This window comes from Pseudomonas cremoris (assembly GCF_014230465.1).
This window is the reverse complement of the sequence record NZ_JAAXCY010000014.1, coordinates 155323-181890: the sequence shown is the minus strand read 5'-3', so window position 1 is coordinate 181890 and position 26568 is coordinate 155323. Positions and strand designations below refer to the sequence as shown.

The window sequence follows — 26568 nt, the reverse complement described above, 5'->3', positions numbered from 1 at the left end:
ACGCCACGCCTATCGCGCCGGCGGGTTCTCGCCCAGCGGCACCACGGCCATGGTCAGGCGCGAAACGCAGCTGGCCTTGCCGTCCTCCGTGGTCAGGCGGATATCCCAGACTTGGGTGGTGCGGCCGATATGGATCGCCCGCGCCACCGCTGTCACCCGCCCGCTGCGCACACCGCGCAGGTGGTTGGCGTTGACCTCCAGGCCCACGCAATAGAACTTGCTGGGGTCAATGCACAGATACGCCGCCATCGAGCCCACACTCTCGGCCAGCACCACCGACGCGCCGCCATGCAACAGGCCGTAGGGTTGATGGGTGCGATGGTCGACCACGATGCTGGCGGTCAGGGACTCGTCGTCAAAGCTTTCAAAGCGAATGTCCAGCAGCTCACCGATGGTGTTTTTCTGGATCGCATTGAGTTGTTCGATATTAGGTTGCGTGCGCCACAGGCCCATGAAGGTGTCCTTGTTGGTTTTATGATGAGATTAATCCTGCCACAGAACAGATTCAGAGCGTTCACTCCAGGCTTGAAAGTGTGCGCCGTAAGTCGACTCGATCACGTTGCGCTTGATCTTCAAGGTCGGCGTCAGGAAACCGTTTTCCACCGCCCAGCTGTCCTTGACCACCACCAGTTGGCGCAAGCGCTCATGTTTATCCAGCGTCTGGTTGACCTGCTCCAGCCAGCGTTCAAGGCTGGCGTGCAGTGCTTTCGGGGCTTCGTCTGCCACCGATAACACACACAAACCGATCGGCGCGGCGAGCCCATCACCCACTACGCACACCTGCTCGATGCGCGCATGTTCGGCCAGGCGATTTTCAATCGGCGCGGGGGCCACGTACTTGCCCTTGCTGGTCTTGAAGATTTCCTTGAGTCGACCGGTCAGGCGCAAGCGACCGTCGGCGTCCTGTTCGCCCTTGTCGCCGGTACGCAGGAAGCCATCGGCGGTGATGGTTTCGGCGGTTTTTTGCGGGTCCTTGAAGTACCCGAGCATGGTCGCACCGCTGCGCACCTGCACCTCGCCCAAGGAGTCGATACGCACTTCAACGCCGGGGCATGGCAAGCCTATCCAACCTAGGGTCTGCTGGCCGGGGCGACACACATGGGAGTAGCCACAGCTCTCGGTCATGCCGTACACCTCCAGCACATCCAGGCCCAGGCGTTGATACCAGCGCAGTAAAGCCTCAGGCACCGGCGCGGCACCAGACAACGCGATACGCAGCGCATCCAGGCCCAGCCCGGCAAGCACCTTGTGGCCCACACGCTTGCCGATGAAGGGCAGGCGCAATAGGGTGTCCAAGCGTTTTTCCGGGATCTTGGCGTAGACGCCCATCTGGAACTTGGTCCAGATTCGCGGTACACCAAACAATGCGGTAGGACGCGCCCTACGCAGGTCGGTCAGAAAGGTATCGAGGCTTTGCGCGAAAAACACCGTTTGCCCGGTGTAGATCGAGGCCATCTCCACAAACATCCGCTCCGCCACATGACACAACGGCAGGTACGACAGCAGCCGGTCACCCTCCCCCAGCCCAAACAGCTCGGTGCCACGGGTGGCGGCAAAGCCCAGCGCGCCGAAGCTATGCATCACGCCCTTGGGCAGGCCGGTAGTACCGGAGGTGTAGATAATGGTGGCAACGTCCGACGCTGCAGGCGTGGGCTCGTCCTGGATCGGTGAGCACGCCTGCAGGTCGGCCCAGCGGAAGTCGAAGTCGCCGAGCGGGCACAGCGGCAGGCTGATGGTCGGCACCCCCACCGGCACGCCAGGTGCCATGGCAGGCCAGTCGTCAAGTTTGCCGATAAACACCAGCGCAGCCTCAGAGTGGCTGAGCACATGGGCGACGGAGTCGGCGGTGAGGTTAGGGTACAGCGGTACGGACACATGCCCGGCCATCCAGATCGCCAGGTCGGCGATGATCCAGTGCGCGCAATTCTTTGAAATCAACGCAATATGCGAACCCTGGGGCAGCTCCCGGGCGCGTAGCCAATGCGCTGCGCATCGGGCCTGATGGCCCACTTCGCCCCAGGTGAGGGCTTGCACCTCGCCATCGCCCACGGGCTGGACCAAAAAGGTTTGGCGCGGATGTCGCGCTTCACGTTCGAAGAAAACCTGCAACGGCAAACGAAAAGCAACGGGCATGGGACACGCTCCTTTGTGGTCCGACGATAGCCAACCAAGCACTTGCTTGGCTGACTATATAGCACACACAAAGCAGCGATAAAGCCTACGGATGCTTCACACTGACCAGGCTCATCAACCCCGCCAGCGGAAAATCCCCTTCCAGTTCCGCCAGGCTGGCGGTGTGCATCGGCTGCGGCTGACGCGGGTGACCGTGTTGCAAAAAGCTGATCAGGCTGCCGACCAACGGTTGATGGCTGACCAGCAGCACAGTGTCATCCGTGTCGAGCTTATCAAGCACCTGCAACGGGTTGCCCTCAGGCGTCAGCCACGGCACGGTGCGAATCTGCGGCTCGAAACCCAGTGCATCGCGCACCAGGTGCGCGGTTTGCTGCGCACGCACATACGGGCTGGCGATGATTGCACTGAGGGGCTGGCCGATCAGGTGCGCAGCACTGCGCAACACTTCGCCACGGCCATGTTCGGTAAGGTTGCGCTCGGCATCGGTGCGCGCATGCCCTTCGGCCTCACCGTGGCGCAAAATCCAAAGCTTCACAGTTTCGGCTCTTCATCACGCACTGGGTGCGGCGCTGGCGGCACGCTGTGGGCGGCCTCGCCCTCCGGCGCACGGGGGGTTGGCCAATCAGCGAATGGCCACGGCTTTTGTTCGGTGTGGAAGCTGCCAAAGCGACCGATCTGCGCAAGGAACTGGCTGAGGCTGTCGCCAAAGTTCATCAATCCCAGGTTCGGCGCGCTATACACCAGGCGGTAGATCAATTGCACGATCACCAAGGCGCCGAGCAGGAACTGCGCCACCTGCCACACCAGGGCAAAGACCAGCATCCAGAGGATGCGCAAGACAATGGATTCGTACTTGGGGGCTGCTTTTGGATCATTCATGGCGCGTTCCTCAGTTGAAACCACTGGTGGAAATAAAGTCGACATCGGTTTTCGGCTCGGCCCGCATCAACAACTCGATGACCTGGTTCAAGGTGCGCCCTTCAAACAGGATCGCGTGCAGCCCAGCGACCAGCGGCATATACACACCGACTTCCTGAGCCTTGGCCTTCAGCACCTTTAGGGTGTTGACCCCTTCGGCCACTTCGCCCAGCCGCGTCACGGCGTCTTCCAGGCTCAAGCCCTGGCCCAGTGCAAAACCGACCTGGTAATTGCGGCTTTTCGGCGACGAGCAGGTCACGATCAAATCGCCCACGCCCGCAAGGCCGAGGAAGGTCATCGGGTTGGCACCCTGGTTCACCGCAAAACGCGTCATCTCGGCCAAGGCGCGGGTGATCAGCATGCTTTTGGTGTTTTCGCCCATGCCCAGTGCGACCGCCATGCCAGCGATGATGGCGTAGACGTTTTTCAATGCGCCGCCCAGCTCGACGCCGAAGCGATCGTTGCTGGCATACACGCGGAACGTGCGGCCATGCAGCACCGCTTGCACACGCTCACACAGCGCTTCGTCTTCACTGGCGACCACCGTGGCGGTCAATGCGTGCTCGGCGACTTCCCGCGCCAGGTTCGGCCCGGACAACACGCCAATCCGCGCTTGTGGAGCGATCTCTTCAAGGATTTCACTCATCAACTTGAAGGTCTGCGCTTCGATGCCCTTGGTCAGACTGACCAGCAGCTTGCCGGCCAAAAGGTCGGCATGGGGTGCCAGCACCGAGCGCAAGGCACTGGAGGGCAGCGCGACAAAACTCAGGTCGCAGTCGTTCAGGGTGGCCAGTAGGTCCGTCACGGGTTCGACCGCCGGGTGAATCTTGATGCCTTTGAGGTAGCGCGGATTCTCGCGGTGCACGCGAATGGCCTCGGCCTGCTCGGGATCACGCATCCACTGGCGCACTGAATGGCCGTTTTCGGCCAGCAGGTTAGCCACGGCGGTACCAAAACTTCCGCCTCCCAGGACCGCAATAGGGCGCTGTTCAGTCATATGCAATCCGTTAATCCATACCAGTGGCGATGGCGGCATTATACGGGGCGACCCGCTTGCGGCCAGCCCCCGTGTCAATTCACACGCTTGTCGGAAAATGCCACATTTGTGTGATGTAAATGCAAGTCCTGCGACTGGCAAAAGACATCACCTCAGTTAACATGGGCGGCTATCCGCAATTATCAAGGCCGTGCCGTGTATTTGGGCCCTCCTCCCCGTTCATCCCTGTGGTTGATGTTGATGTGCAGCGTACCCGCGCTGGCCGACGATCTGTTTCTCGACAACCAGCCGCTGCCCCAGGTTTTGACCGCCACGCGCCTCAAGCAATCGGCCGCCGCTGTCCCTGGCAGCATGACCGTGATCGACAGCGAACTGATCAAGGCCAGCGGCGCGCGAGACATCAGTGAACTGCTGCGCCTGGTGCCCGGCATGATGGTCGGCTACACCACCGGCAACCAGGCGGCGGTGAACTACCACGGCACCAGCGCCAGCGATGCACGACGCATGCAGGTGTTGATCGACGGCCGCTCGGTGTACCGCGCGGGCCTGGCCACCGTGGACTGGAGCGATATCCCGGTCGCCATGGAAGATATCGAGCGCATCGAGGTGTTCCGCGGCCCCAACACCGTCAGCTACGGCGCGAATGCCTTGATGGCAGTGGTCAACATCCTTACGCGCTCGCCAGCCAACAGCCACGGCACGCGGGTGAAGGTGGTGCGTGGCGAACGTGGCATCAATGACTTCTATGCCAGCCAGGGCGTGGGCTGGGAAACCGGCGATCTGCGCTTGTCTCTCTCAGGCCAGCAAGACGATGGCTTCGACAGCGACGCCGCCGGTGCCGACCGTCGTGACAGCCGCCGCCTCAACCGCTTCAGCCTGGCAGTGAGCCAAACCCTGAATGCGCAGCAAAGCATCGATTGGCAGCTGGATGCCAAGGAAGGCACCAACCAACGGCCTTATACCTACATGCCAGTATTCGCCGGGATTACCGAAGGTGGTAATAATTCCGACGTCACCGCCAAGGACTATGCGGGCTCCCTGCGCTGGAATTTCGATTTCAACCCCGATCACAGCCTGTATATCCAGGGTTCGGCCCAACAGTGGGACCGTCGACAAATCTGGAAAGCCTGCGACGCCAAGATCTCGTTCAGCCCGCAGTTGACCCAGTTGTGGCAACTGAACCCCAACTACGCCGAACGACTGGCCCGGCATATGGACATCTACAGCCAAGGCAGCGCACCACCCGGCGGCGCGGCTGAGCAAGCGCTGGCCAATACCGTGCTGGATCAATGGCGTGATGGCGCCAGCCAGAGCGTCTGCGGCGACATCGACCAAAGCACCCGTGAAAGCCGCTACGACCTGGAGGTTCAGGACACCCTCAGCCTGTCCGACAGCCTGCGCCTGGTCAGTGGTGTGAATTACCGCTACGACCGCGCCGACTCCGACACCTATTTCAATGGCACCCTGGACGACACCACCTGGCGCCTGTTCGGGCAACTGGAATGGCGTGCCAGCGAACACTGGCTGCTGCAAGGCGGCGCCATGTTTGAAGATACGCACCTGAGCGGCAGCTCGCTGACACCACGGGTGGCGGTCAATTACTTGATCAACCCGCGCCACGGCCTGCGTGCGGTGTATTCCGAAGCGATCCGTTCGCCGGACATGTTCGAGAACAACGTCAACTGGAGCTACCGCGTCACCAATCTCAGCTCTCCGGCCTTTGGCCAGAGCAGCGGGCAATACTTCGTAAAGACGCGGGGCCCTGGCAACCTCGATAAAGAACTGATGCGCTCGCGAGAATTGGGTTACAACGGTTTCTTTGCCGACATTGGGCTGAGCATGGACGTGAAACTGTTCTATGACGAAATCACCGAAATGATCAGCTCACCTTTGCGCAACAACCAATACATCGCCAGCAATGCAAATAGCTCGCGGTTTACCGGGGCCGAGTCGCAGTTCGACTGGCGCCTGAGCAACGCCGACCGCCTCCGACTGACCTATGCTTACGTGGATGCCACCACCAGCAATCCGCTGGACAAAATGCAGACCGCGCGCAACAGTGGCTCGGCCGGCTGGCTGCGTGAATGGGGGCAAGGCTGGTCCAGCGCGCTGTTCTACTATGGCGACGACGCACTCAACAGATATCGCTTCGAACGGGTCGACCTGCGGGTGGCCAAGCGCATTGCCTTGGGCAACGCCAACGTGGAGCTGGCCGGCATGTTGCAACAACGCCTCGATAACCAGCCCACCACCTGGGCCGACAACGTTTATGACCACCGCCACGTACTCTACTTCAGCGCGGAGTTAGAGTTCTGACATGGGCAACTCGTCACGGATGACCTTCTTCTTTATCTACACGCTGTTGCGGCGCGGGCTGTTGCTTGCCTGCCTGCTGCTGGCGACGCCTGCGTGGTGCGCCGAGATCCTGCTGACCGCCGCCGAAGACGGTGACGGGGTGCAAGCCTTTGCACAAGCCCTGGCCCAGCAACGTCCCGAAGACCGCGTCACCTTCAAGCCCCTCAAAGACTTGCCGGCCCCCAGCCGGCTACCGGCCAACACGCGGCTGATCCTGCTGGACCTGCCCGGCCTTGACTGGCGCCTGCAAGAAACCCAGGGACCGCCGACGCTGGTGTTGCGCATCAGCCGGCTACAAGCCCATCAACGCTTGGGCACCACGCAGCCCCCGCGCATCAGCTTGCTATGGAGCGACCCACCGCTGGACCGCCAACTGCGGCTGATCGCCAATGTCCTGCCCCAGGCGCGGCGCATCGGCGTGCTTTACGGGGCCGAGAGTGAGTTCCTGTTGCCCGAACTGCGCCAGTACGCCACGCCCATGGACTTGGAGATCGTGCCCCAGCGTTGGGACAACATCAGTGACAGTCGCCCGCTGCAAACCCTGTTCAGGAACAGTGACGTGTTGCTCGGCCTCGACGACCCCCAACTGTACAACCCGAAGACTGCAAAGAACCTGCTATTGAGCAGCTACGCCCAGCAACTGCCGCTGGTGGGGCCGAATGCGGGCTTTGTGCGTGCCGGTAGCCTGGCCAGCACCTACAGCGACCAGAGCGACTGGCTGGCCGTGCTCAATCGTTTGCTGGACCACCCACCAGCAACTTGGCCACGCTCGCTGTACCCGGATCACTTCAAAGTCGTGGGCAACCCGCAAGTCGCACGCTCACTGGGGATCGAACAGGTAGACGAGTCCAGCGTCGCCGCCCGATTGGACGAAGGAGAAAAACGCCCATGACCTTGCGTCGACGTTGGGATATCAACACCCGCACCCAGCTCATCACCTTGGGCCCGGCGCTGTTGCTGACGTTGCTGTTGATCAGCTTCTTCACCTTCGTGCGTATCCAGGATTTGCGCCAGGAGCTGGACCACACCGGCCAACTGATCGCCAACCAACTGGCCCCCGCCACTGAATACGGCGTGATCTCCGGCAACAACGATGTGCTCGACAGCCTGCTGCGTGCCACCTTGGCCACGCCTCATGTGCGTTTCCTGGAGATCCAGGACAGTAGCGAAAACATACTGGTGTACGTCGAGCAGCCGTCGGAAAAACACGATCGTTCGCTCTCGGTAAAAGTCTTCCAGGCGCCAATTCGCCTGCAACATATCCAGCTGGGCAATGACTTTTTCCAGGACAACCTCAACGAACCCAAGGCACCCCGTGCGGACTATTTGGGCCGCGTGATCGTCGGCATGTCCAACGATGCGTTCAGCCAGCGCCAGCAGGAAATCCTGTTCAAGGCCGGTATCCTCGCGCTCTTCGCCCTGCTGTTCACCTTTTTGCTGGCGCGGCGCCTGGCAGCCAGCCTGTCGCAGCCGATCAGCGCCATGGGCAATGCGGTGAAGGCGATCCAACAGGGCGACTACACGACGCCACTGCCGATCGTGGACGACTCGGAACTGGGCGACCTGGCGCGGCATATCAACAACCTCGCCGAAGGCCTCAACCACGCCAGCCGAGAACAACAACAGGCCATGGCCCAGTTGATCCAGACCCGCGAAGAAGCCGAGCGCGCGAACAACGCCAAGTCGGATTTCCTGGCGATGATGAGCCATGAGCTACGTACACCGATGAACGGCGTACTGGGCATGCTGCAGCTGCTCGAAACCACCGAGATGACTGAGGAGCAAACCGAATACGCGGCGCTGGCCTCCGAGTCCACCGAGCATTTGCTCAAGGTGATCAACGACATTCTCGACTTCTCGCGCATCGAACGCGCAGCCCTGGAGCTGGAACACATTCCGTTCAACCTCGCGGACCTGATCAACAGCTGCGCCCAGGCCTTCCAGCACAGCGCCCAACAGCGTGGCTTGGCGCTCAACCTGCCGATCCCACCCGGGCTGGCCACGCTGCGCGTGCAGGGCGATCCGACACGTATCCGCCAGATCCTGGTGAACCTGATCGGCAATGCGCTCAAATTCACCGAACACGGCAGCGTCACGGTCGAACCGCAGTGGCAGACCCTGGACCACGAGCTGGTGTGGTTCACCTGCACCGTGCGCGACAGCGGCATTGGCATTTCCGCCGAGCGCCTGGAGCTGATGTTCGATGCGTTCCAGCAGGCCGACAGTTCCATTTCAAGACGTTACGGCGGTACCGGCCTGGGCCTGCCCATTGCCCGCACCCTGGCCGAACGCATGGGCGGCACGCTTCGCGCACAGAGCGAAGAAGGCCGTGGTTCGGTGTTTACCCTGGAAATTCCATTGGCCATCGATCAACAAAGCTCGCCGGCGATTGCACAGGATGCGGAAGGCAAAAACGGTGCGGGCGATGGGCGCCATGTGTTGTTGGTGGAAGACAATCCCGTCAACCGTACCGTGGTCGAAGCGATGCTGCGCAGCCTGGGCTTCGAAGTGAGCCTGGCCACTGACGGTGCCGAAGCGATCCGCAGCGCCGAGAGCCTGATTTTCACGGCAATCCTGATGGACTGCCGCCTGCCGTTGATCGACGGCTACGAAGCCACCCGGCAGATCCGCCAGTTGCCAGGCTGCTCCGACTTGCCGATCATCGCGCTGACCGCCAATGCCTTGCAGGGCGACCGTGAGGCTTGTATCGCAGCGGGAATGAACGATTACCTGGCCAAGCCGTTCAAACGCACCGATTTGCAGAAAATCCTGCAGCGCTGGGTACAGTAGCGCCACGCCATCAGCCAACTGCGACTGGCGTGAAAGACGAAAGTGCGGCAGTCTTAGGCACCCGAACGGGCCGATAAACAGGCTCGGTTTAAAATTTCAGTGAACAAGTGTACATTCAGTGCCTTGCCGCTGTGACTTTCACTACAACGCAATAGTCTATGTGTAGGCTGCCGGTATGAGGCGTAACGCTTCAGTCGGTTCGGGAAGATTTACCCTACCCTGCCGCATGGGATTATTGAGGAGCTCGCATGACCAAACAAAACGCCTTTACTCGGGAAGACCTGCTGCGCTGCAGTCGCGGTGAGCTGTTCGGCCCAGGTAACGCGCAACTGCCCGCCCCAAATATGCTGATGGTGGATCGCATCACCCATATCAGCGAAGAGGGTGGCAAGTACGGCAAAGGTGAATTGGTCGCCGAGCTGGATATCACCCCGGACCTGTGGTTCTTCGCCTGCCATTTCGAAGGCGACCCTGTTATGCCAGGTTGCCTGGGCCTTGACGCCATGTGGCAACTGGTCGGTTTCTTCCTCGGCTGGCAAGGCCTGCCGGGCCGCGGTCGCGCCCTGGGTTCGGGCGAAGTGAAATTCTTTGGCCAGGTCCTGCCGACCGCCAAGAAAGTCACCTACAACATTCAGATCAAGCGCGTCCTCAAGGGCAAGTTGAACCTGGCCATCGCCGATGGTTCGGTGAGCGTCGACGGTCGCGAGATCTATACTGCCGAAGGCCTTCGGGTCGGCGTATTCACTTCCACTGACAACTTTTAAGGGTTATCCGCATGCGCCGCGTCGTTATCACTGGTCTGGGCATCGTTTCTTGCCTGGGCAATGACAAAGAGACCGTCACCGCTAACCTGCGTGCAAGTCGCCCTGGCATCCGCTTCAACCCGGAATATGCCGAAATGGGTCTGCGTAGCCAGGTTTCCGGCTCCATCGACCTGCCCCTCGAAGAACTGATTGATCGCAAGATCTACCGCTTCGTCGGCCACGCTGCCGCCTACGCCTACCTGGCCATGAAAGACGCCATCGCCGACTCCGGTCTGAGCGAAGACCAAGTGTCGAACGTACGCACCGGCCTGATCGCGGGTTCCGGCGGCGCATCGACCCTGAACCAGATGGAAGCGTTGGACATCCTGCGCGAGAAAGGCGTGAAACGCGTTGGCCCGTACCGTGTAACGCGGACCATGGGCAGCACCGTTTCGGCCTGCCTGGCCACGCCATTTGCAATCAAGGGCGTGAACTACTCGATCTCCTCGGCTTGCGCCACCAGTGCCCACTGCATCGGTACTGCGGTTGAGCAGATCCAGCTGGGCAAGCAGGACATCGTCTTCGCCGGCGGCGGTGAAGAAGAACATTGGAGCCAGTCGTTCCTGTTCGACGCCATGGGTGCACTGTCCACCCAGTACAACGAAACCCCGGAAAAGGCCTCCCGCGCCTACGACGCCAAGCGTGACGGTTTCGTCATCGCCGGCGGTGGCGGCATGGTGGTGGTCGAGGAGCTGGAGCACGCTCTGGCCCGTGGCGCCAAGATCTACGCGGAAATCGTCGGCTACGGCGCGACTTCCGACGGCTACGACATGGTTGCGCCAAGCGGTGAAGGCGCCATCCGCTGCATGCAGATGGCAATGTCCACCGTTGATACCCCAATCGACTACCTGAACACCCACGGCACTTCGACTCCGGTCGGCGACGCCAAGGAAATGGAAGGTGTGCGTGCGGTATTCGGCGACAAGGCCCCAGCTATTAGCTCCACCAAGAGCCTGTCGGGTCACTCCCTGGGCGCCGCTGGCGTTCACGAAGCGATCTACTGCCTGCTGATGATGGAAGGCAACTTCATCGCCGGCTCGGCCAACATCGATGAGCTGGACCCAGCAGTTGCTGACATGCCGATCCAGCTCAAGACCGTTGAAAACGCCAAGATCGATACCGTGATGAGCAACAGCTTCGGCTTCGGTGGCACCAACGCCACCCTGGTGCTGAAGCGCTGGCAGGGTAAGTAAGACCTGTAGCTTGATTGCATGAAAAAGCCCCGACTGGTTCGGGGCTTTTTTATGGGCAATGGATTGGGACCGAGTCGCCTGCTTCGCGAGCAAGCCCGCTCCCACACTTGACCGAGTACATCCTGTGGAATACGGTCAAATGTGGGAGCGGGCTTGCTCGCGAAGGGGCCAACCGGATTCCGAGCCCTACACAGAAAACCGCGCCACCATGGTGTTCAACCCTACAGCCAACCGCGACAACTCCTGGCTCGCCGCACTGGTCTGGTTCGCCCCCGTAGACGTCTGGTGCGCCAGGTCGCGGATGTTCATCAAGTTGCGATCCACCTCCCGCGCCACCGCCGCCTGCTGCTCCGACGCACTGGCAATCACCAGATTGCGCTCATTGATCAGGGTGAACGCCGACGCAATCGCCTCCAACGCCGTCCCCGCCGACTTGGCAATATCAAGCGTGGCGTGGGCCCGCGTATTGCTCTGCTGCATGGAACTGACCGCCTGATCGGTACCCTGCTGAATCCCGCTGATCATCAGCTCGATTTCCTGGGTCGACTGCTGCGTGCGATGAGCCAGTGCCCGCACTTCATCAGCCACCACCGCAAAACCGCGCCCGGCATCCCCAGCCCGCGCCGCCTCGATCGCAGCGTTCAGCGCCAACAGGTTGGTCTGTTCGGCAATCGAACGGATCACATCCAGCACTTTACTGATGCCATAGACCTTCTGCGCCAAGTCCTCGACCTGGTTCGCATTGGCCGTTACATCCGAGGCCAGCGCTTCAATCGACACCACTGTCTGCTGCACCTGTTCACGCCCCTGCTGGGCGATACGGTCGGACTCACGGGAGGCTTGGGAGGTGGCCACGGCATTGCTGGCCACTTCTTCCACCGCCGCCGTCATCTGGTTGACCGCGGTAGCCGCCTGCTCGATTTCCTGATTCTGCTGATACAGCCCGCGAGTCGCATCCTCGGTCACGCAACTGAGCTCTTCAGAGGCGGAGGCAAGTTGGTTCGAAGACTCGGCAATCTGGCGGATGGTGTCCCGAAGGTTCTCCTGCATGCCCTTGAGCGCCTGCTGCAGGCGTGCTGGCTCATCCTTGCCAGTGACGCTGATCTCACCTGTCAAATCGCCACTGGCCACGCCCTGGGCGACTTTCAATGACTGGGCCAGCGGCAGCACGATGCTGCGCGTCAGCCACACGGCCAGGCCGATGGTGATCAGTGCCGTGAGCACGATCATGCCCACTACCCAACTGCGCGACTGGCTGAATACGCTCTGCGCCAGGCTGGCTGCTTGGTTGGCGTTGGCTTTATTGAGGTTGACCAGGTCGTGCAAGGTAACCGCCATCTCGTCGGCAAGCTGGTTCATCTCGCCGTTGACCACCTTGATCGCGTCGTCCAACTGATTGGCCTTGGAAAACCCCATGACCTGTTCCTGACGTTGCAGGTATTGCTGCTCCTGGACCTTGAACCGGTCGAACAGTGTGCGCTCCTCGGGCAGCACGATCAGCGCTTCATACAGGCTCTGTGCATGGTGCAGGCCGCTTTTGAGGTCGCTGAGCTTCTGCTCATTCTGCGCCAGCGCCTGGGGATCGCGGTTGAGCAGAAGACGCAAGGTCAGCGCACGCACCCGCAGCAGGTCCTGGCTCATTTCCCCCACCGCCATCACGCTGGGCAGCCAGTTGTTCTCCACCTGGTCTGACTGCTGGCGCATATTCGCCATCTGCAACAGGGCAAAACCGCCCAGGGCAAACACCATCAACGCCAGAACGCCAAACCCCAACCCAGCACGCGGGGCGATGTTCAAACTTCTGATACTCATGCCTTGGCTCCTTCCAAATGCGCTGCATCCGATTGCAGCTGGCTCTTGAAAGGTATCGGCCCGTTGGCTTTTTTGCGTAAGACGAAAACGCGATATCAACGTGCGCAACAATCGCGCCGACATTGATTGCATAAAACACGGAACACCCCAGTGCCAGCATGCTCTATAACTGCATGACACTTCATCCTGCCACCTCGTGAGGTTTGCCATGCCTGTTACCGTCAATACCCTGAACCACGACAACTTTCGCCACAGCGTGAATATCAACAACCACGAGCTCTTCACCGACTTGCCCAAGAGCCTGGGCGGCGACGACTCGGCGCCCTCCCCCCACGATTACTTCGACGCGGCGCTGGCTTCCTGCAAGGCGCTGACCGTCAAGCTCTATGCGCAGAAGAAGGACATTCCTCTCACCGGCGTGACCGTGGAAGTCACCCACGACAGCACCGACGAGCAAAAAGGCAAATACACGCTCAACGTCAAGCTGACCCTCAAGGGCGTGCTCACCGATGAGCAGCGCGATGAACTGCACCGCGTCGCCGATCGCTGCCCAGTCCACAAGCTGATGACCACCGCCGAGGTGACCATCGAGACAGAGCTGTCGGAAGGCGCCTTCAGCCAATAGCGCCATCCTCCCGTCGAGCGGGTTATGCTCAGTGGCATCCAACCCGCTCAGACAGGGATGCACCATGAACACCCTCACCGTGATCCGCCCTCGCCCCGAAGACGTCGAAGGCCAGCCGATCCTGCGCCCACTGCCCTCGCGGGAATGTCGCAGCGTTGGGCCGTTTGTATTTTTCGACCACATGCTGCTCACCCGCTACGCGCCCGGCAGCGGCATGAATATTCGCCAGCACCCGCATATCGGGCTCTCGACCCTCACCTACCTGTTCGAAGGCACGCTGCAACACAAGGACAGCCTGGGCTCGGATCAGGTCGTACACGCCGGTGACGTCAGTTGGATGACCGCCGGCAGCGCGATAGCCCATGTCGAACGCACACCTGATGCCGTCAAGGCCGCAGGTTTCAGCCTGCACGGCCTGCAAGTGTGGCTGGCCTCGCCGAAAGATCACGAAACCGGGCCAGGCCATTACAGCCATCACCCGGCATCTAGCCTGCCGGTCAGTGACAACCTGGGGGTGCAGATCCGCCTGATCGCCGGCAGTGGTTTCTGCCTCAAATCCCCAGTACCGGTGCTGTCCCCCACGCTGTACGCCGAAGTGCGGATGCAGACGGCCACGACCCTGCTGATCTCGGATGAGCACGAGGAACGGGCGGTGTATGTGCTGGAAGGTGAAGCACAACTGGACGGCGAAACACTGGAGGTGCACAGCCTGGTGGTATTGCCGGCGGGTCAGGAGATGGCCCTGTTTGCCGAGACGGATTGCCATCTGGTGGTGTTTGGCGGGGCGCCGCTGGATGGGCCACGGCGGATCAATTGGAATTTCGTGGCGAGTGACCCTGCGATGATCGAGCAGGCACGCCAGCGCTGGGCGGCCGGGGATTGGCCGACAGTTCCGGGGGAGTCAGAAAGGATTGAATTGCCGGTGAGATAGCATTCGCGAGCAAGCCCGCTCCCACATTTGAATGTATTCACACATCAAAATGTGGGAGCGGGCTTGCTCGCGAAGAGGCCCGAACAGATGCTAGAGATCAGCCCTGGAACACTTCATCCAACAGATCATGCATCGACTTGAACGCCCGCTTGGCCGTCTTCGCGTCATACATCATCTTGCCCGGCACATTCGCATGCGGGTCGGTAAATGAATGCACCGCACCGCCGTAGCTCAGCAATTGCCAATCCACACCGGCCGCGTTCATTTCGTCTTCGAACGCCGGCAACTGGGCTTTCGGTACCAATGGGTCGGAAGCACCGTGCAGCACCAGCACCGAACCCTTGACGTTTTTCGCGCCTGCCGGGTTCTGGGTGTCGATCGTGCCGTGGAACGATACGGCAGCCTTCAACGGCGCACCGGTACGCGCCAGCTCCAGCGAGCAGAAGCCGCCAAAGCAGAAACCAAAGGTCGCCAGCTTCGAGGTATCCACCTCGGCCTGGCCCTGCAGTTGTTCAAAGGCAGCCTGCAGGCGCTTGAGCAGCTCTGGGTTGTCATTCTTCAACGGCATCATCGCCGCACCGGCTTCATCGCCATTCGACGGACGCACGGTTTGCCCGTACAGATCGGCGATCAGCACCACGTAGCCTTTACTGGCCACGCTCTTGGCGATTTCCTCGGCACCCGCACTCACACCCATCCAGTTCGGCGCCATCAGCAGGCCCGGCAATGGACCCTTGTGGCTGGCATCGAACGCCAGACGGCTTTCATAGGACTGGCCATCAATCTGATAGACCACGGAACGCACAGTGACTTGGCTCATCATTTACTCCAGTTGAGGTGCTCTAGAACAAAAAAACCCGCCGAAGCGGGTTTTTCTACAACAGTGTCAGACTGACAGTTCAACCAACAGCTTGTTGAGGCGGCGCACGTAGGCGGCCGGATCTTTCAGGCTGTCACCCGCGGCCAGGGCCGCTTGGTCGAAGAGGATGTGCGACAAGTCGCCGAACCGCTCTTCACTCTGCTCGCCATCGAGTTTCTCGATCAGCGGATGAGCCGGGTTGAACTCGAAGATCGGCTTGGAATCCGGAACCTTCTGACCGCTGGCTTCAAGGATCTGACGCATTTGCATGCCCAGGTCCTGCTCGCCAATGGCCAGGATCGCCGGGGAATCGGTCAGGCGGTGCGAAACACGCACTTCACTGACAGCCTCGCCCAGGGACGCCTTGATCCGCTCAACCAGGCCTTCTTTGGACTTGGCGACTTCTTCGGCTTCTTTTTTCTCTTCTTCGGAGTCCAGGTTACCCAGGTCCAGGTCGCCACGGGCGACGTCGACGAAGGATTTGCCGTCGAATTCGTTGAGGTAGCTCATCAGCCACTCATCGATACGATCAGTCAGCAGCAGCACTTCGATGCCTTTCTTGCGGAAGACCTCCAGGTGCGGGCTGTTCTTGACCTGCGCGTAGGTTTCACCGGTCAGGTAGTAGATCTTGTCCTGACCTTCCTTGGCGCGTGCCAGGTATTCGGCCAGGGACACCACTTGCTCACCGTCTTCACCCTGGGTAGAGGCAAAACGCAGCAGGCCGGCGATTTTTTCCTTGTTGGCGAAATCCTCGGCTGGGCCTTCTTTCATGACCTGGCCGAAGTTTTTCCAGAAGCCCTTGTATTGCTCAGGCTCGTTCTTCGCCAGTTTTTCCAGCATGTCGAGGACGCGCTTGGTCAGCGCCGACTTCATGGAGTCGATGATCGGGTCTTTCTGCAGGATTTCACGCGACACGTTCAGTGACAGGTCGTTGGAGTCCACTACACCTTTGATGAAGCGCAGGTACAGCGGCAAGAACGACTCCGCCTGGTCCATCACGAACACGCGCTGTACGTAGAGCTTGAGGCCTTTCGGCGCTTCACGCTGGTACAGGTCGAACGGAGCACGGGCAGGTACGTAGAGCAGCGAGCTGTACTCCAGCTTGCCTTCGACCTTGTTGTGGCTCCAGCTCAGCGGGTTCTCGTAATCGTGGGCGATGTGCTTGTAGAACTCCTGGTATTCCTCGTCCTTAACTTCGGTACGAGGACGGGTCCACAAGGCGCTGGCACGGTTGACCACTTCCCATTCCTGGGCTGGGGCCTCTTCGCCTTCGGCAGCAGCCTGCTCTTTCGGCAACTCGATCGGCAGTGCGATGTGGTCGGAGTACTTCTTGATGATGTTGCGCAGGCGCCAACCATCAGCGAACTCGTCTTCACCGTCTTTAAGGTGCAGCACGATGCGAGTACCACGGTCAGCCTTGTCGATGGTGGCGATTTCAAATTCGCCCTCACCTTTGGAGGACCAGTGCACGCCTTCGCCGGCGGCGAGGCCAGCACGACGGCTGAATACTTCAACCTTGTCGGCAACGATAAAGGCCGAGTAGAAGCCCACGCCAAACTGGCCGATCAGGTGCGAATCTTTTTTCTGGTCGCCCGACAGATTCTTCATGAAATCAGCGGTGCCGGATTTGGCGATGGTACCCAAATGGGTAATCGCATCTTCACGGCTCATGCCGATACCGTTGTCTTCGAGGGTGACGGTCTTGGCGTCTTTGTCGAAGCTCACACGGATTTTCAGTTCGGCGCCACCTTCCAGCAACTCAGGCTTGGACAGGGCTTCGAAACGTAATTTGTCGACAGCGTCAGAGGCGTTCGAGATCAATTCGCGAAGGAAGATTTCCTTGTTGGAATACAGCGAATGGATCATGAGGTGCAGCAGTTGCTTCACCTCGGTCTGGAAGCCCAGGGTTTCCTTTTGAGTTTCCACACTCATGGTCATCAAACTCCAATTGGATGGCAGTGGCCGCTCCCTTGAGGGTTGGCGGCGGGTTGTCATCAAAGTTGGGGGCTAAGACCAGGATTTCAAGGGCGGCCTGATTCCTCGATCTTGAAATGCGCGCGGGCCGTGGCAATCGGCTCGGCCGAGGTGCTTTGCCAAGCGGTGATTGCCACATTGGCCACCCGTCGTCCCTGACGCCACACCTGGCATTTGGCGTAGGTGTCGCGAAACTGGCCTGCGCGTAGGTAATCCAGGGAAAAATCGATGATCTTGGGCAAACCCGACGCGCCTGTGAACACCAGCAAATGCAGTGCAGCCGATAGCTCCATGAACCCGGCGATCACCCCGCCATGCAGCGCCGGCAATATGGGGTTACCAATATTGTCCTTGCTGGCCGGCAGGCGAAACAGCAATTCATCCCCCAACCGCGTGCATTCGATGCCGATCAGTCTGGCGTAGGGGATCAAATCCAGCAGTGCGTCGTAATTGCCGCGCTCATGGGCCTGCTCCAAGCGGGTCTTGAATCGATGCGTCATACCTGCTCTCCCTTGATCGTGCTACCCAATCCTTGCGTGCCTTTGAGCCGCTTGCCCATGCGCATGAACGTGCCTACCACATGGGCGATGGGTTGTTGTGGGTCATCCTGATAGGCAAAGCCGCGAGTGAAAATCACGTCGATGGTCACCCGATAACATTGGGCAAAGCCGTACACGGGCTTGTGCGGTTCGGCTGGGTGCATGTAGTCGATGCGCAGGTCGAGCGTTGGGCACACCTCGAATTCCGGCAATACGCACAGGGTGGCCATGCCGCAGGCGGTGTCCATCAAAGAGGTCAACGCGCCACCATGGATTACGCCGGTATGGGGGTCGCCGACGAGATGCGCGGCGTAGGGCATGATCAAGGTGATGCCCTCCTCGCTCGCGCCGTGGGCGCAAATACCCAGCACCTGACAATGGCGCAAGGCCGACACAAAGCGCGTCGCGCGCTCTAACAAGGGATTTTCGGTCATTCGTTCCAGACTCTTATTAGTGTTGAACGGCAGAAAAAACGGTACCGGCGAAAGTTCCTTTGGGCCGGGGCTTTATATATCTGTGCAATAAAAGGAACTAATGCTGAACCCTTATGCTCGAAAGGCCAGTAGATATCTTCAATAAGGAGAAACACCCCATGCGCAAGACTTTAGCTATTTCCATGATGCTCGCCGCTGCCCTCGGTCTCGCTGCCTGCGACAAAAAATCCGAAGACAAAGCCCAAGACGCCGCTGCACATTCCGAGCAAGCTCAGAAAGACATGGCGAAGGCTCAGGATAAAGTGAACGACGCTGCGAAAGAAAACGCCGATGCTGCCAAAGCTCAGGCTGAATCGAACGAAGCCGCCGCAAAAGAAGCAGCACCTGCTACCCCAGCTACCGGTTCTTGATACCGCGCGTTGAAATAGCTTCGCTGTAAAAAAGAAAGCCCGCTTAGATAGCGGGCTTTACTTTGTCTGCTGTTTTTAGTCCCGACGTTAATGCACTGAATGGATTAAGCGGGCTCTTTTATAGGGTCCTGCGACGGCATATCGGTGGGCGTATAGACCATGACTTGCAGCACGTCGGAATGAAACTCCCGACGGTACAGCACCACCACTACCCCACTGCTCATCAACATGAATAGCCAGGGGCTGACAAACCACGCCAGCATGGTCATGCCGAAGTAATAAGAACGCAGGCCAAAGTTGAACTGGTTGGCCGCCATCGATATCACCCGCGCCGCCCTCAGGGCAAACGCCTTGCGCTCCTGCTCCGACACATGCCGCTCTCCAATCATCGGCGCAGAACCTACCAGCACCGCCGCAAAGTTGTATTGGCGCATGCACCAACTGAACGTGAAGAACGCGTAGACAAACACCAGCGCCAGGCACAGCAGCTTGATTTCCGACATGCCTTGGGACGCCTGCTGCACCATCGGAATATCCGCGAGCAAGGACACCGCCCGCTCGGAAGCGCCGAGCACGGTAAGAATGCCAGCAAGGATAATCAAGGTGCTGGAGGCGAAGAACGAGGCGTTGCGCTCCAGGTTGCCAATCACGCTGGCGTCAGCGATGCGGTTGTCCCGCATCAGCATGCGGCGCATCCAGTCTTCGCGATACAGATGCAGCACACTGGCGAGGCAAGCAGTATCCCGGGCTTTCCAGGTGGCATAACGGGTGTAGCCACCCCAGCACAGGGCGAACCAGAAGGCAGCGAGCAGGTGGATCTGGTTGGTTTCGACGAACGACATGCGGGTCCTTGTCCATGAGGGGTTGGGAACACGGTTAAAAATGTGGGAGCGAGCAAGCCCGCTCCCACATTTTTAACCGTGTTCCAACTGTAGAAGGTTGCAGCCTGACGAGCATAAAAAATGCCCCGTATCGATTGATACGGGGCATTTCGGTGCAGCGTGAAATCCGCTTAAGCGATCGCTTCGCTGCGCTTGCCCAACATGCGGTCAATTACCACCGCCACTACCAGCACCATCACAGACGGCACCAGCCACGCCAGGCCTTGCTCGCTCAGCGGCAGGTTGGTCAATTGCGACGGCATCCAGCCCGCCAAGCCCGCGCCCTTGAGCGCATCAATGCTGCCAAAGATGAACGACACTAACATCACCGGACCAACGATGCGGCCCTGCTCCTGCCAGAAGTCTTTGCAGAAGCTCAGGGCTACCAGCACGATGCACGGCGGGTAAATCGCCGTAAGCACCGGGATCGAGAACGCAATCAGCTTAGTAAGGCCCAGGTTGGACACGAACAGCGAGAACAGTGCCAGGATCACCACCAACGCCTTGTAGGACAGCGGCAGGATACGGCTGAAATATTCGGCGCAGGCGCAAGTCAGGCCCACTGCCGTCACCAGGCATGCCAGGGAGATCAGCACGGCCAGGAAGCCGCTGCCCAGGGAACCGAAGGTGTGTTGCACATAAGCGTGCAGTACCGCAGCGCCGTTGCTGGCACCGGCGGCAACCGCATGGCTGCCCGCACCCAAGCGGAACAGGCTGATGTACACCAGCGCCAGGCCCACACCGGCAATCAGGCCGGCGATGATCGCGTAGCGAGTGATCAGCTTTGGCGATTCAACGCCACGGGAGCGGATGGCGTTGACGATCACAATGCCGAATACCAGCGCGCCCAGGGTATCCATGGTCAGGTAACCATTGATAAAGCCTTGGGAGAACGGTGCCGCCACGTATTCAGAGGTAGCAACGCCCACTTCACCGGCCGGCAAGGCAAACGCGGCAATACCGAGTACGGCCAGCGCAATGATCTTCAACGGTGCGAGGAATCGGCCTACGGTGTCCAGCAGTCGACCTGGGTACAGGGACACGAAGAACACCACCAGGAAATACACCGAGCTGTAGAGGAACAGTGCAAGCGGGCTTTCGCCAGTCAATGGCGCCAGGCCCACTTCAAAGGACACGGTCGCGGTACGCGGGGTGGCGAACAGCGGCCCTACCGCCAGATACGCCGCCGCCGCGAGCAGGCCACCGGCGATCTTGCCGATCGGGCTGCTCAACGCGTCCATACCGCCGCCGACCTTGGCCAGGGCGATCACGGTGACCACCGGCAAACCCACTGCGGTGATCAAGAAGCCCAGCGCTGCCATCCAGACATGAGGCCCGGACTGCAAACCAACGATAGGCGGGAAGATGATGTTGCCGGCGCCCACGAACAGGGCAAAGGTCATGAAACCCAACGCCAGGACATCCTGGCTTTTCAACACTTTCATTTCGGGAAATACCACACTACTGAATCGGAATTTAGAGAGGGATTCCCTATGGATGAGGGAAATACTGCCAGCCCTTATGGGGGCCGACCGGTCTAGCGCGGGGCTTCCTTTTGGGAGGCACACGCATAAAGAGGCGGCTAGGTTACAGAAATCGACTGACAAACGCACTGTTGCGGGGCGAACTGTCCGATAAGCGACATTCAAATGTCGCGTTTTCATACCTAATTTGACAATACGGACAAAAAATGTGTGAGCGTGCTTGCTCGCGAATGCAGTGTGTCAGTCAACTTATGCATCGACTGACACACTGCATTCGCGATCAAGCCCGCTCCCACATTTTGATCTTCACCAGATCCGAAACGCACAAAGGCCACCCGAAGGTGGCCTTTGCTTGGTAAAGCGTCAGCTAAGCGCGAGGCTTACTTGACAGCCCAACCGGTCAGCTCGGACAAAGCCTTGCCGATGTCTGCCAGCGAACGCACGGTTTTAACGCCTGCGTCTTCCAGGGCAGCAAACTTCTCGTCTGCAGTACCCTTGCCGCCAGAGATGATTGCGCCAGCATGGCCCATGCGCTTGCCAGCAGGGGCAGTCACACCAGCGATGTAGGAAACAACTGGCTTGGTCACGTGTGCCTTGATGTAGGCAGCCGCTTCTTCTTCAGCCGAACCGCCGATCTCACCGATCATGACGATCGCTTCGGTCTTCGGGTCTTCCTGGAACAGCTTCAGGATGTCGATGAAGTTGGAGCCTGGGATCGGGTCACCGCCGATGCCGACGCAAGTCGACTGACCGAAACCGGCGTCAGTAGTTTGCTTGACAGCTTCGTAGGTCAGGGTGCCGGAACGGGAAACGATACCGACTTTACCTGGCAAGTGAATGTGACCTGGCATGATGCCGATCTTGCATTCGCCTGGAGTGATCACGCCTGGGCAGTTAGGGCCGATCAGGGTAACACCCAGCTCGTCGCACTTAACTTTAGCGTCCAGCATGTCCAGGGTAGGAATGCCTTCGGTGATGCAAACGATCAGCTTGATGCCGCCGAATGCTGCTTCCAGGATGGAGTCCTTGCAGAAAGGAGCTGGAACGTAGATCACGCTGGCGGTGGCGCCAGTGGCAGCTACAGCATCTTTCACGGTGTTGAACACTGGCAGACCCAGGTGCTCGGTGCCGCCTTTGCCTGGAGTTACGCCGCCAACCATCTTGGTGCCGTATTCGATGGCTTGCTGGGTGTGGAAACTACCTTGCGAACCGGTAATACCCTGGCAGATAACTTTGGTGTCTTTATTGATCAGGACGCTCATTATTTGCCCTCCGCAGCTTTGACAACTTGTTGAGCAGCGTCGGTCAGGCTGGTAGCCGCGATGATGTTCAAACCGCTTTCTGCCAGTACTTTAGCGCCCAGTTCAGCGTTGTTACCTTCAAGGCGCACAACAACCGGGATTTTAACGCCGACTTCTTTCACTGCACCGATGATGCCTTCGGCAATCATGTCGCAACGAACGATGCCGCCGAAGATGTTGACCAGTACTGCAGCGACGTTGGAGTCGGACAGGATGATCTTGAACGCTTCGGTAACGCGTTCTTTGGTAGCACCACCGCCCACGTCGAGGAAGTTGGCTGGTTTGCCGCCATGCAGGTTGACGATGTCCATGGTACCCATGGCCAGGCCAGCACCGTTGACCATGCAACCGATGTTACCTTCCAGGGCTACGTAGTTCAGTTCGAACTTGGCAGCGTGCGCTTCGCGCGGATCGTCTTGCGACGGATCGTGGAAAGTCTTCAGCTTAGGCTGACGGTACATGGCGTTGGCGTCGATGTTGATCTTGGCATCCAGGCAGTGCAGATCGCCGTCAGCCTTGATCACCAGCGGGTTCACTTCCAGCAGGGCCAGATCGTGATCCTGGAACAGTTTGGCCAGACCTACGAAGATCTTGGCGAACTGGGCAACTTGCTTGCCTTCCAGGCCCAGCTGGAAAGCCAGCTCGCGACCCTGGAATGGCTGAGCGCCAACCAGTGGATCGATAGTGGCTTTCAGAATTTTTTCTGGGGTTTCTTCGGCGATCTTCTCAATGTCCACGCCACCTTCGGTGGAAGCCATGAACACGATGCGACGGCTCGAACGGTCAACGACAGCGCCCAGGTACAGCTCTTTAGCGATATCAGTGCACGATTCAACCAGGATCTTGGTGACTGGCTGGCCATTGGCATCAGTCTGGTAAGTCACCAGACGCTTGCCCAGCCACTGCTGTGCGAAGGCCTTGGCGTCTTCTTTGCTGCGAACCAGCTTAACGCCGCCCGCTTTACCGCGACCACCAGCGTGGACCTGGGCTTTGACAACCCACTCGGTGCCGCCGATTTTGTCGCAAGCTTCTGCTGCTGCTTCCGGGGTGTCTACTGCGTAGCCCTTGGAAACTGGCAGGCCGTATTCAGCGAACAGCTGCTTACCCTGATACTCGTGAAGATTCATGCTTTTTACCGTCTTCGTTAGGTACTGCGCATTCGGCGCTGCGCTCATTATGAGTGCCGCGCCACCTGTGACTGCTGCTTGCGCAACTTGCGGGGCTCAAGGCCCGTAAAGCTGCGCAAGGCTGCGTCCAGCGGATATTCCGCGGTGAGTCTTGCGCGCAAGGCTCACGACGGGCAACTCCGCCGTGGTTTCTTATTATCTCGCTTAGCGCTTCTTGCGGTTGGCGATGTGGATGGCGCCGCCATTCACTGCCAACGCAGCTTCGTGCAACGCTTCGGACAGGGTCGGATGGGAGAAGACCATCATGCCCAGGTCCTCGGCACTGGTGCCGAATTCCATACCGATTGCGCCTTGCTGAACCAGTTCTGCAGCGCTTGGGCCAATCACGTGGACGCCCAATACGCGGTCAGTCTTGGCATCAGCGATGACTTTGACAAAACCACCGGTGTCGTTGGCTGCCATGGCACGGCCAGAAGCGGCAAACGGGAAGGTGCCGACGTTAACTTCAACGCCTTCAGCTTTCAACTGCTGTTCGTTCTTTCCGACCCATGCAATTTCCGGGTGGGTGTAGATAACCGATGGGATCAGGTCGTAGTTCATCTGGGTTTTGTGGCCCTTGATGCGCTCGACAACCATGATGCCTTCTTCAGAAGCCTTATGCGCCAGCATCATGCCGCGAACCACGTCGCCGATGGCGTAGACGCCAGGCACGGTGGTTGCGCAGTGATCGTCAACGTGCACGTAGCCGCGCTCGTCCAGGGTCACGCCGCTGTCCGCAGCCAGCAGGTCGGTGGTCACTGGACGGCGACCTACCGCTACGATCAGCTTGTCGAAAGTGATGGTTTTTTCGCCATCTTTGTCGGTGTAGTTAACAACAACTTCTTCACCGTTGACTTTCGAACCGGTCACGCGAGCGCCCAGCTTGATGTCCAGACCTTGTTTGGTCAGGGTTTTCAGTGCTTCTTTGGAAACAGCGGTGTCGGCAGCCAGCAGGAACGTGTCCAGGGCTTCCAACACAGTCACTTCGGCACCCAGGCGGGACCATACCGAACCCAGTTCCAGGCCGATCACGCCAGCGCCGATCACGCCCAGACGCTTAGGCACAGCTTGGAATTCCAGGGCGCCGGTCGAATCAACGATGACGTTGTTGTCGACTGGAGCAGGTGGAATGTCGATTGGGCGCGAACCTGGAGCCAGGATCACGTTTTCGGCTTCGATGACTTCAACCGAACCGTCTGGCTTGGTGATTTCGATCTTCTTGCCGGCCAGCAGCTTGCCGTGGCCTTGCAGGGACGTTACGCCGTTGGCCTTGAACAAGGTTGCAACGCCGGAAGTCAGGCCTTTAACGATGTTGGCTTTACGGCCGACCATTGCTGGCACGTCCATGGTCACGCCAGCATGGTTGATACCGTGGATCGCGAAGCCGTCTTGGGCTTCGTGGAATTTCCAGGAGCTGTCCAGCAGCGCCTTGGAAGGAATGCAACCAACGTTCAGGCAAGTACCGCCCAGCGCCAGTTTGCCTTCCTTGTCGGTGTATTTTTCGATGCAAGCAGTCGAGAGGCCCAGTTGTGCGGCCTTGATAGCGGCAACATAGCCGCCAGGACCTGCACCAATCACTACGACGTCAAATTTCTGTGTCATGAAAATAGATCCTCTATTTGCGACAAGCTTTTAGCCGCAAGCCGCAAGCCAAGCTGCTTTTTCTTACAGCTTGTAGCTCGCAACTTGCAGCTGCTTCAATCAGATATCCAGCAGCAGACGAGCCGGGTCTTCCAGCAGGTTCTTGATGGTCACCAGGAAAGTCACGGCTTCTTTACCATCGATCAGGCGGTGATCGTAAGACAGTGCCAGGTACATCATCGGGCGGATAACGACTTGGCCGTTGATGGCCATCGGACGCTGGATGATGTTGTGCATGCCCAGAATCGCAGCTTGCGGCGGGTTGACGATCGGGGTCGACATCATCGAACCGAAGGTACCACCGTTGGTGATGGTGAAGGTACCGCCGGTCATCTCGTCGATGGTCAGCTTGCCGTCACGGGCTTTCTTGCCGAAGCCGGCGATGCCGCCTTCGATTTCAGCCAGGCTCATCAGCTCGGCGTTACGCAGAACCGGTACTACCAGGCCACGGTCGCTGGAGACGGCAACGCCGACGTCAGCGTAGCCGTGGTAAACGATGTCGCCGCCGTCGATGGAAGCGTTGACTGCCGGGAAGCGTTTCAGTGCTTCGGTGGCCGCTTTCACGAAGAACGACATGAAGCCCAAACGTACGCCGTTATGGGACTTCTCGAACAGGTCCTTGTACTTCGAACGCAGGGCCATGACTTCGGTCATGTCGACTTCGTTGAAAGTGGTCAGCATCGCCATGTTCGACTGTGCTTCCACCAGACGCTTGGCCACGGTTGCACGCACACGGGTCATTGGAACGCGCTTCTCGGTGCGGTCGCCAGCGGCGAACACAGGAGCAGCGGCAGCCGGGGCAGCAGCCTTGGCAGGTGCAGCGGCTGGAGCGTTTTTCTTCGCTTCAACAGCAGCAACCACGTCTTCCTTGGTGATGCGACCGTCTTTGCCGGTGCCTTTGACGGAAGCCAGGTTGATACCGTTCTCTTCAGCCAACTGACGAGCAGCTGGAGCAGCGATCGGGTCTTCAGCGCCAGCAGCCGGGGCGGCAGCTGGAGCCGAAGCAGCCGGTGCAGCGGCGGCTGGAGCGGCGGCAGCAGCGCTGCCCTCTTCGATCGAGCCCAGAACCTGGTTCGACAGAACGGTAGCGCCTTCTTCGGCAACGATTGCGCCCAGCACGCCGTCAGCTTCGGCCAACACTTCCAGAACGACTTTGTCGGTCTCGATGTCGACGATCAGGTCGTCACGCTTGACGGCCTCACCTGGTTTCTTGTGCCAGGTGGCAACGGTGCCATCGGCAACCGATTCCGGGAATGACGGGGCTTTGATTTCGATAGCCATTATCTGTGTGTCCTTAAAATTCGGTTTCAGTCAGCGCGAAG

General features: G+C 59.4%; 24 protein-coding genes. 8 read left to right on the top strand and 16 right to left on the bottom strand.

Translation table 11 applies throughout. The features are described 5' to 3' along the window. Positions 1 to 9: 9 nt before the first annotated feature. The 5 genes from HF257_RS29280 to HF257_RS29260 form a co-directional block, all read right to left on the bottom strand. A complete protein-coding gene (locus HF257_RS29280; RefSeq protein ID WP_185708894.1) occupies positions 10 to 453 on the bottom strand; it encodes a hotdog fold thioesterase in 444 nt (147 codons plus the stop codon). 30 nt (positions 454 to 483) lie between these two features. Next, on the bottom strand, positions 484 to 2133 hold the full coding sequence (locus HF257_RS29275; protein WP_185708893.1) for an AMP-binding protein: 1650 nt from the start codon (positions 2131 to 2133) through the stop codon (positions 484 to 486). Positions 2134 to 2218: 85 nt separating this feature from the next. Next, on the bottom strand, positions 2219 to 2668 hold the full coding sequence (gene sixA / locus HF257_RS29270) for a phosphohistidine phosphatase SixA (protein ID WP_185708892.1): 450 nt from the start codon (positions 2666 to 2668) through the stop codon (positions 2219 to 2221). Beyond that, positions 2665 to 3012: a DUF4389 domain-containing protein gene (locus HF257_RS29265; RefSeq protein ID WP_185708891.1), complete on the bottom strand. Its 348-nt coding sequence runs from the start codon at positions 3010 to 3012 to the stop codon at positions 2665 to 2667. The genes sixA and HF257_RS29265 overlap by 4 nt, the downstream gene beginning before the upstream one ends. Positions 3013 to 3022: 10 nt before the next feature. Further along, complete coding sequence (locus HF257_RS29260) at positions 3023 to 4048, bottom strand: NAD(P)H-dependent glycerol-3-phosphate dehydrogenase (protein ID WP_185708890.1); 1026 nt, start codon at positions 4046 to 4048, stop codon at positions 3023 to 3025. Between the two features lie 195 nt (positions 4049 to 4243). Here HF257_RS29260 and HF257_RS29255 point away from each other — a divergent pair, with 195 nt between their 5' ends. The 5 genes from HF257_RS29255 (at position 4244) to fabB (ending at position 11189) form a co-directional block, all read left to right on the top strand. Beyond that, complete coding sequence (locus HF257_RS29255; RefSeq protein ID WP_332872229.1) at positions 4244 to 6364, top strand: TonB-dependent receptor plug domain-containing protein; 2121 nt, start codon at positions 4244 to 4246, stop codon at positions 6362 to 6364. 1 nt (position 6365) lies between these two features. Next, positions 6366 to 7295, top strand: coding sequence for an ABC transporter substrate-binding protein (locus tag HF257_RS29250; protein ID WP_185708889.1), 930 nt, complete (start codon positions 6366 to 6368; stop codon positions 7293 to 7295). Further along, entirely contained in the window at positions 7292 to 9193 is a 1902-nt protein-coding gene (locus HF257_RS29245) for an ATP-binding protein (RefSeq protein ID WP_185708888.1), read from the top strand. Before HF257_RS29250 ends, HF257_RS29245 begins: the two co-directional genes overlap by 4 nt. Before the next feature lie 248 nt (positions 9194 to 9441). Continuing rightward, on the top strand, positions 9442 to 9957 hold the full coding sequence (fabA, locus tag HF257_RS29240) for a 3-hydroxyacyl-[acyl-carrier-protein] dehydratase FabA (protein WP_010211704.1): 516 nt from the start codon (positions 9442 to 9444) through the stop codon (positions 9955 to 9957). An 11-nt stretch (positions 9958 to 9968) separates the two neighbouring features. After that, positions 9969 to 11189 carry a beta-ketoacyl-ACP synthase I gene (gene fabB, locus HF257_RS29235; RefSeq protein ID WP_017734322.1) on the top strand — a complete coding sequence of 407 codons (1221 nt, stop codon included), beginning with the start codon at positions 9969 to 9971 and terminating at the stop codon, positions 11187 to 11189. A gap of 186 nt (positions 11190 to 11375) precedes the next feature. On the opposite strand, the gene HF257_RS33810 is transcribed toward fabB, so the two are convergent. Next, positions 11376 to 13001: a methyl-accepting chemotaxis protein gene (locus tag HF257_RS33810; protein WP_185708887.1), complete on the bottom strand. Its 1626-nt coding sequence runs from the start codon at positions 12999 to 13001 to the stop codon at positions 11376 to 11378. A gap of 208 nt (positions 13002 to 13209) precedes the next feature. On the opposite strand from HF257_RS33810, the gene HF257_RS29225 reads away from it, so the two are divergent. Then, positions 13210 to 13626 (top strand): OsmC family protein, encoded by a 417-nt coding sequence (locus HF257_RS29225; RefSeq protein ID WP_185708886.1) that lies wholly within the window; start codon positions 13210 to 13212, stop codon positions 13624 to 13626. Positions 13627 to 13690: 64 nt separating this feature from the next. Beyond that, on the top strand, positions 13691 to 14557 hold the full coding sequence (locus HF257_RS29220; protein WP_185708885.1) for a pirin family protein: 867 nt from the start codon (positions 13691 to 13693) through the stop codon (positions 14555 to 14557). A gap of 97 nt (positions 14558 to 14654) precedes the next feature. Here HF257_RS29220 and HF257_RS29215 read toward each other — a convergent pair whose 3' ends face one another. From HF257_RS29215 to HF257_RS29200, 4 genes are all read right to left on the bottom strand, one after another. Then, positions 14655 to 15377, bottom strand: coding sequence for a dienelactone hydrolase family protein (locus HF257_RS29215; RefSeq protein ID WP_185708884.1), 723 nt, complete (start codon positions 15375 to 15377; stop codon positions 14655 to 14657). Positions 15378 to 15443: 66 nt separating this feature from the next. Beyond that, positions 15444 to 17348, bottom strand: coding sequence for a molecular chaperone HtpG (htpG, locus tag HF257_RS29210; RefSeq protein WP_185708883.1), 1905 nt, complete (start codon positions 17346 to 17348; stop codon positions 15444 to 15446). Between the two features lie 89 nt (positions 17349 to 17437). Next, positions 17438 to 17890, bottom strand: a complete 453-nt coding sequence (locus HF257_RS29205) for a PaaI family thioesterase (RefSeq protein ID WP_185708882.1) — start codon at positions 17888 to 17890, stop codon at positions 17438 to 17440. After that, the gene (locus HF257_RS29200) at positions 17887 to 18363 is read right to left on the bottom strand and encodes a PaaI family thioesterase (protein WP_185708881.1); all 477 of its coding nucleotides are present in this window, start codon (positions 18361 to 18363) and stop codon (positions 17887 to 17889) included. Before HF257_RS29200 ends, HF257_RS29205 begins: the two co-directional genes overlap by 4 nt. A 158-nt stretch (positions 18364 to 18521) precedes the next feature. Between HF257_RS29200 and HF257_RS29195 the strand changes: the two genes are divergently transcribed. Further along, positions 18522 to 18773: a hypothetical protein gene (locus HF257_RS29195; RefSeq protein ID WP_010211724.1), complete on the top strand. Its 252-nt coding sequence runs from the start codon at positions 18522 to 18524 to the stop codon at positions 18771 to 18773. A 104-nt stretch (positions 18774 to 18877) separates the two neighbouring features. Here HF257_RS29195 and HF257_RS29190 read toward each other — a convergent pair whose 3' ends face one another. The 6 genes from HF257_RS29190 to odhB form a co-directional block, all read right to left on the bottom strand. Beyond that, on the bottom strand, positions 18878 to 19615 hold the full coding sequence (locus tag HF257_RS29190) for a DUF599 domain-containing protein (RefSeq protein ID WP_185708880.1): 738 nt from the start codon (positions 19613 to 19615) through the stop codon (positions 18878 to 18880). 170 nt (positions 19616 to 19785) lie between these two features. Continuing rightward, entirely contained in the window at positions 19786 to 21099 is a 1314-nt protein-coding gene (gene brnQ / locus HF257_RS29185; protein WP_185708879.1) for a branched-chain amino acid transport system II carrier protein, read from the bottom strand. Positions 21100 to 21518: 419 nt separating this feature from the next. Next, positions 21519 to 22400: a succinate--CoA ligase subunit alpha gene (sucD, locus tag HF257_RS29180; protein ID WP_010166265.1), complete on the bottom strand. Its 882-nt coding sequence runs from the start codon at positions 22398 to 22400 to the stop codon at positions 21519 to 21521. Then, the gene (gene sucC / locus HF257_RS29175) at positions 22400 to 23566 is read right to left on the bottom strand and encodes an ADP-forming succinate--CoA ligase subunit beta (RefSeq protein WP_003210567.1); all 1167 of its coding nucleotides are present in this window, start codon (positions 23564 to 23566) and stop codon (positions 22400 to 22402) included. The genes sucD and sucC overlap by 1 nt, the downstream gene beginning before the upstream one ends. A 204-nt stretch (positions 23567 to 23770) precedes the next feature. Continuing rightward, positions 23771 to 25207, bottom strand: coding sequence for a dihydrolipoyl dehydrogenase (lpdA, locus tag HF257_RS29170; protein WP_185708878.1), 1437 nt, complete (start codon positions 25205 to 25207; stop codon positions 23771 to 23773). Positions 25208 to 25306: 99 nt separating this feature from the next. Then, positions 25307 to 26527, bottom strand: coding sequence for a 2-oxoglutarate dehydrogenase complex dihydrolipoyllysine-residue succinyltransferase (odhB, locus tag HF257_RS29165; RefSeq protein ID WP_185708877.1), 1221 nt, complete (start codon positions 26525 to 26527; stop codon positions 25307 to 25309). Positions 26528 to 26568 lie beyond the last annotated feature (41 nt).

Bases quoted from the DNA above. Each gene is read 5' to 3' on its own strand.
- HF257_RS29280 (WP_185708894.1), bottom strand. From the start codon at position 453: ATGGGCCTGTGGCGCACGCAACCTAATATCGAACAACTCAATGCGATC.
- HF257_RS29275 (WP_185708893.1), bottom strand. From the start codon at position 2,133: ATGCCCGTTGCTTTTCGTTTGCCGTTGCAGGTTTTCTTCGAACGTGAA.
- HF257_RS29265 (WP_185708891.1), bottom strand. From the start codon at position 3,012: ATGAATGATCCAAAAGCAGCCCCCAAGTACGAATCCATTGTCTTGCGC.
- HF257_RS29260 (WP_185708890.1), bottom strand. From the start codon at position 4,048: ATGACTGAACAGCGCCCTATTGCGGTCCTGGGAGGCGGAAGTTTTGGT.
- HF257_RS29250 (WP_185708889.1), top strand. From the start codon at position 6,366: ATGGGCAACTCGTCACGGATGACCTTCTTCTTTATCTACACGCTGTTG.
- HF257_RS29245 (WP_185708888.1), top strand. From the start codon at position 7,292: ATGACCTTGCGTCGACGTTGGGATATCAACACCCGCACCCAGCTCATC.
- fabA (WP_010211704.1), top strand. From the start codon at position 9,442: ATGACCAAACAAAACGCCTTTACTCGGGAAGACCTGCTGCGCTGCAGT.
- fabB (WP_017734322.1), top strand. From the start codon at position 9,969: ATGCGCCGCGTCGTTATCACTGGTCTGGGCATCGTTTCTTGCCTGGGC.
- HF257_RS33810 (WP_185708887.1), bottom strand. From the start codon at position 13,001: ATGAGTATCAGAAGTTTGAACATCGCCCCGCGTGCTGGGTTGGGGTTT.
- HF257_RS29225 (WP_185708886.1), top strand. From the start codon at position 13,210: ATGCCTGTTACCGTCAATACCCTGAACCACGACAACTTTCGCCACAGC.
- HF257_RS29220 (WP_185708885.1), top strand. From the start codon at position 13,691: ATGAACACCCTCACCGTGATCCGCCCTCGCCCCGAAGACGTCGAAGGC.
- HF257_RS29215 (WP_185708884.1), bottom strand. From the start codon at position 15,377: ATGAGCCAAGTCACTGTGCGTTCCGTGGTCTATCAGATTGATGGCCAG.
- htpG (WP_185708883.1), bottom strand. From the start codon at position 17,348: ATGAGTGTGGAAACTCAAAAGGAAACCCTGGGCTTCCAGACCGAGGTG.
- HF257_RS29205 (WP_185708882.1), bottom strand. From the start codon at position 17,890: ATGACGCATCGATTCAAGACCCGCTTGGAGCAGGCCCATGAGCGCGGC.
- HF257_RS29200 (WP_185708881.1), bottom strand. From the start codon at position 18,363: ATGACCGAAAATCCCTTGTTAGAGCGCGCGACGCGCTTTGTGTCGGCC.
- HF257_RS29195 (WP_010211724.1), top strand. From the start codon at position 18,522: ATGCGCAAGACTTTAGCTATTTCCATGATGCTCGCCGCTGCCCTCGGT.
- HF257_RS29190 (WP_185708880.1), bottom strand. From the start codon at position 19,615: ATGTCGTTCGTCGAAACCAACCAGATCCACCTGCTCGCTGCCTTCTGG.
- brnQ (WP_185708879.1), bottom strand. From the start codon at position 21,099: ATGAAAGTGTTGAAAAGCCAGGATGTCCTGGCGTTGGGTTTCATGACC.
- sucD (WP_010166265.1), bottom strand. From the start codon at position 22,400: ATGAGCGTCCTGATCAATAAAGACACCAAAGTTATCTGCCAGGGTATT.
- sucC (WP_003210567.1), bottom strand. From the start codon at position 23,566: ATGAATCTTCACGAGTATCAGGGTAAGCAGCTGTTCGCTGAATACGGC.
- lpdA (WP_185708878.1), bottom strand. From the start codon at position 25,207: ATGACACAGAAATTTGACGTCGTAGTGATTGGTGCAGGTCCTGGCGGC.
- odhB (WP_185708877.1), bottom strand. From the start codon at position 26,527: ATGGCTATCGAAATCAAAGCCCCGTCATTCCCGGAATCGGTTGCCGAT.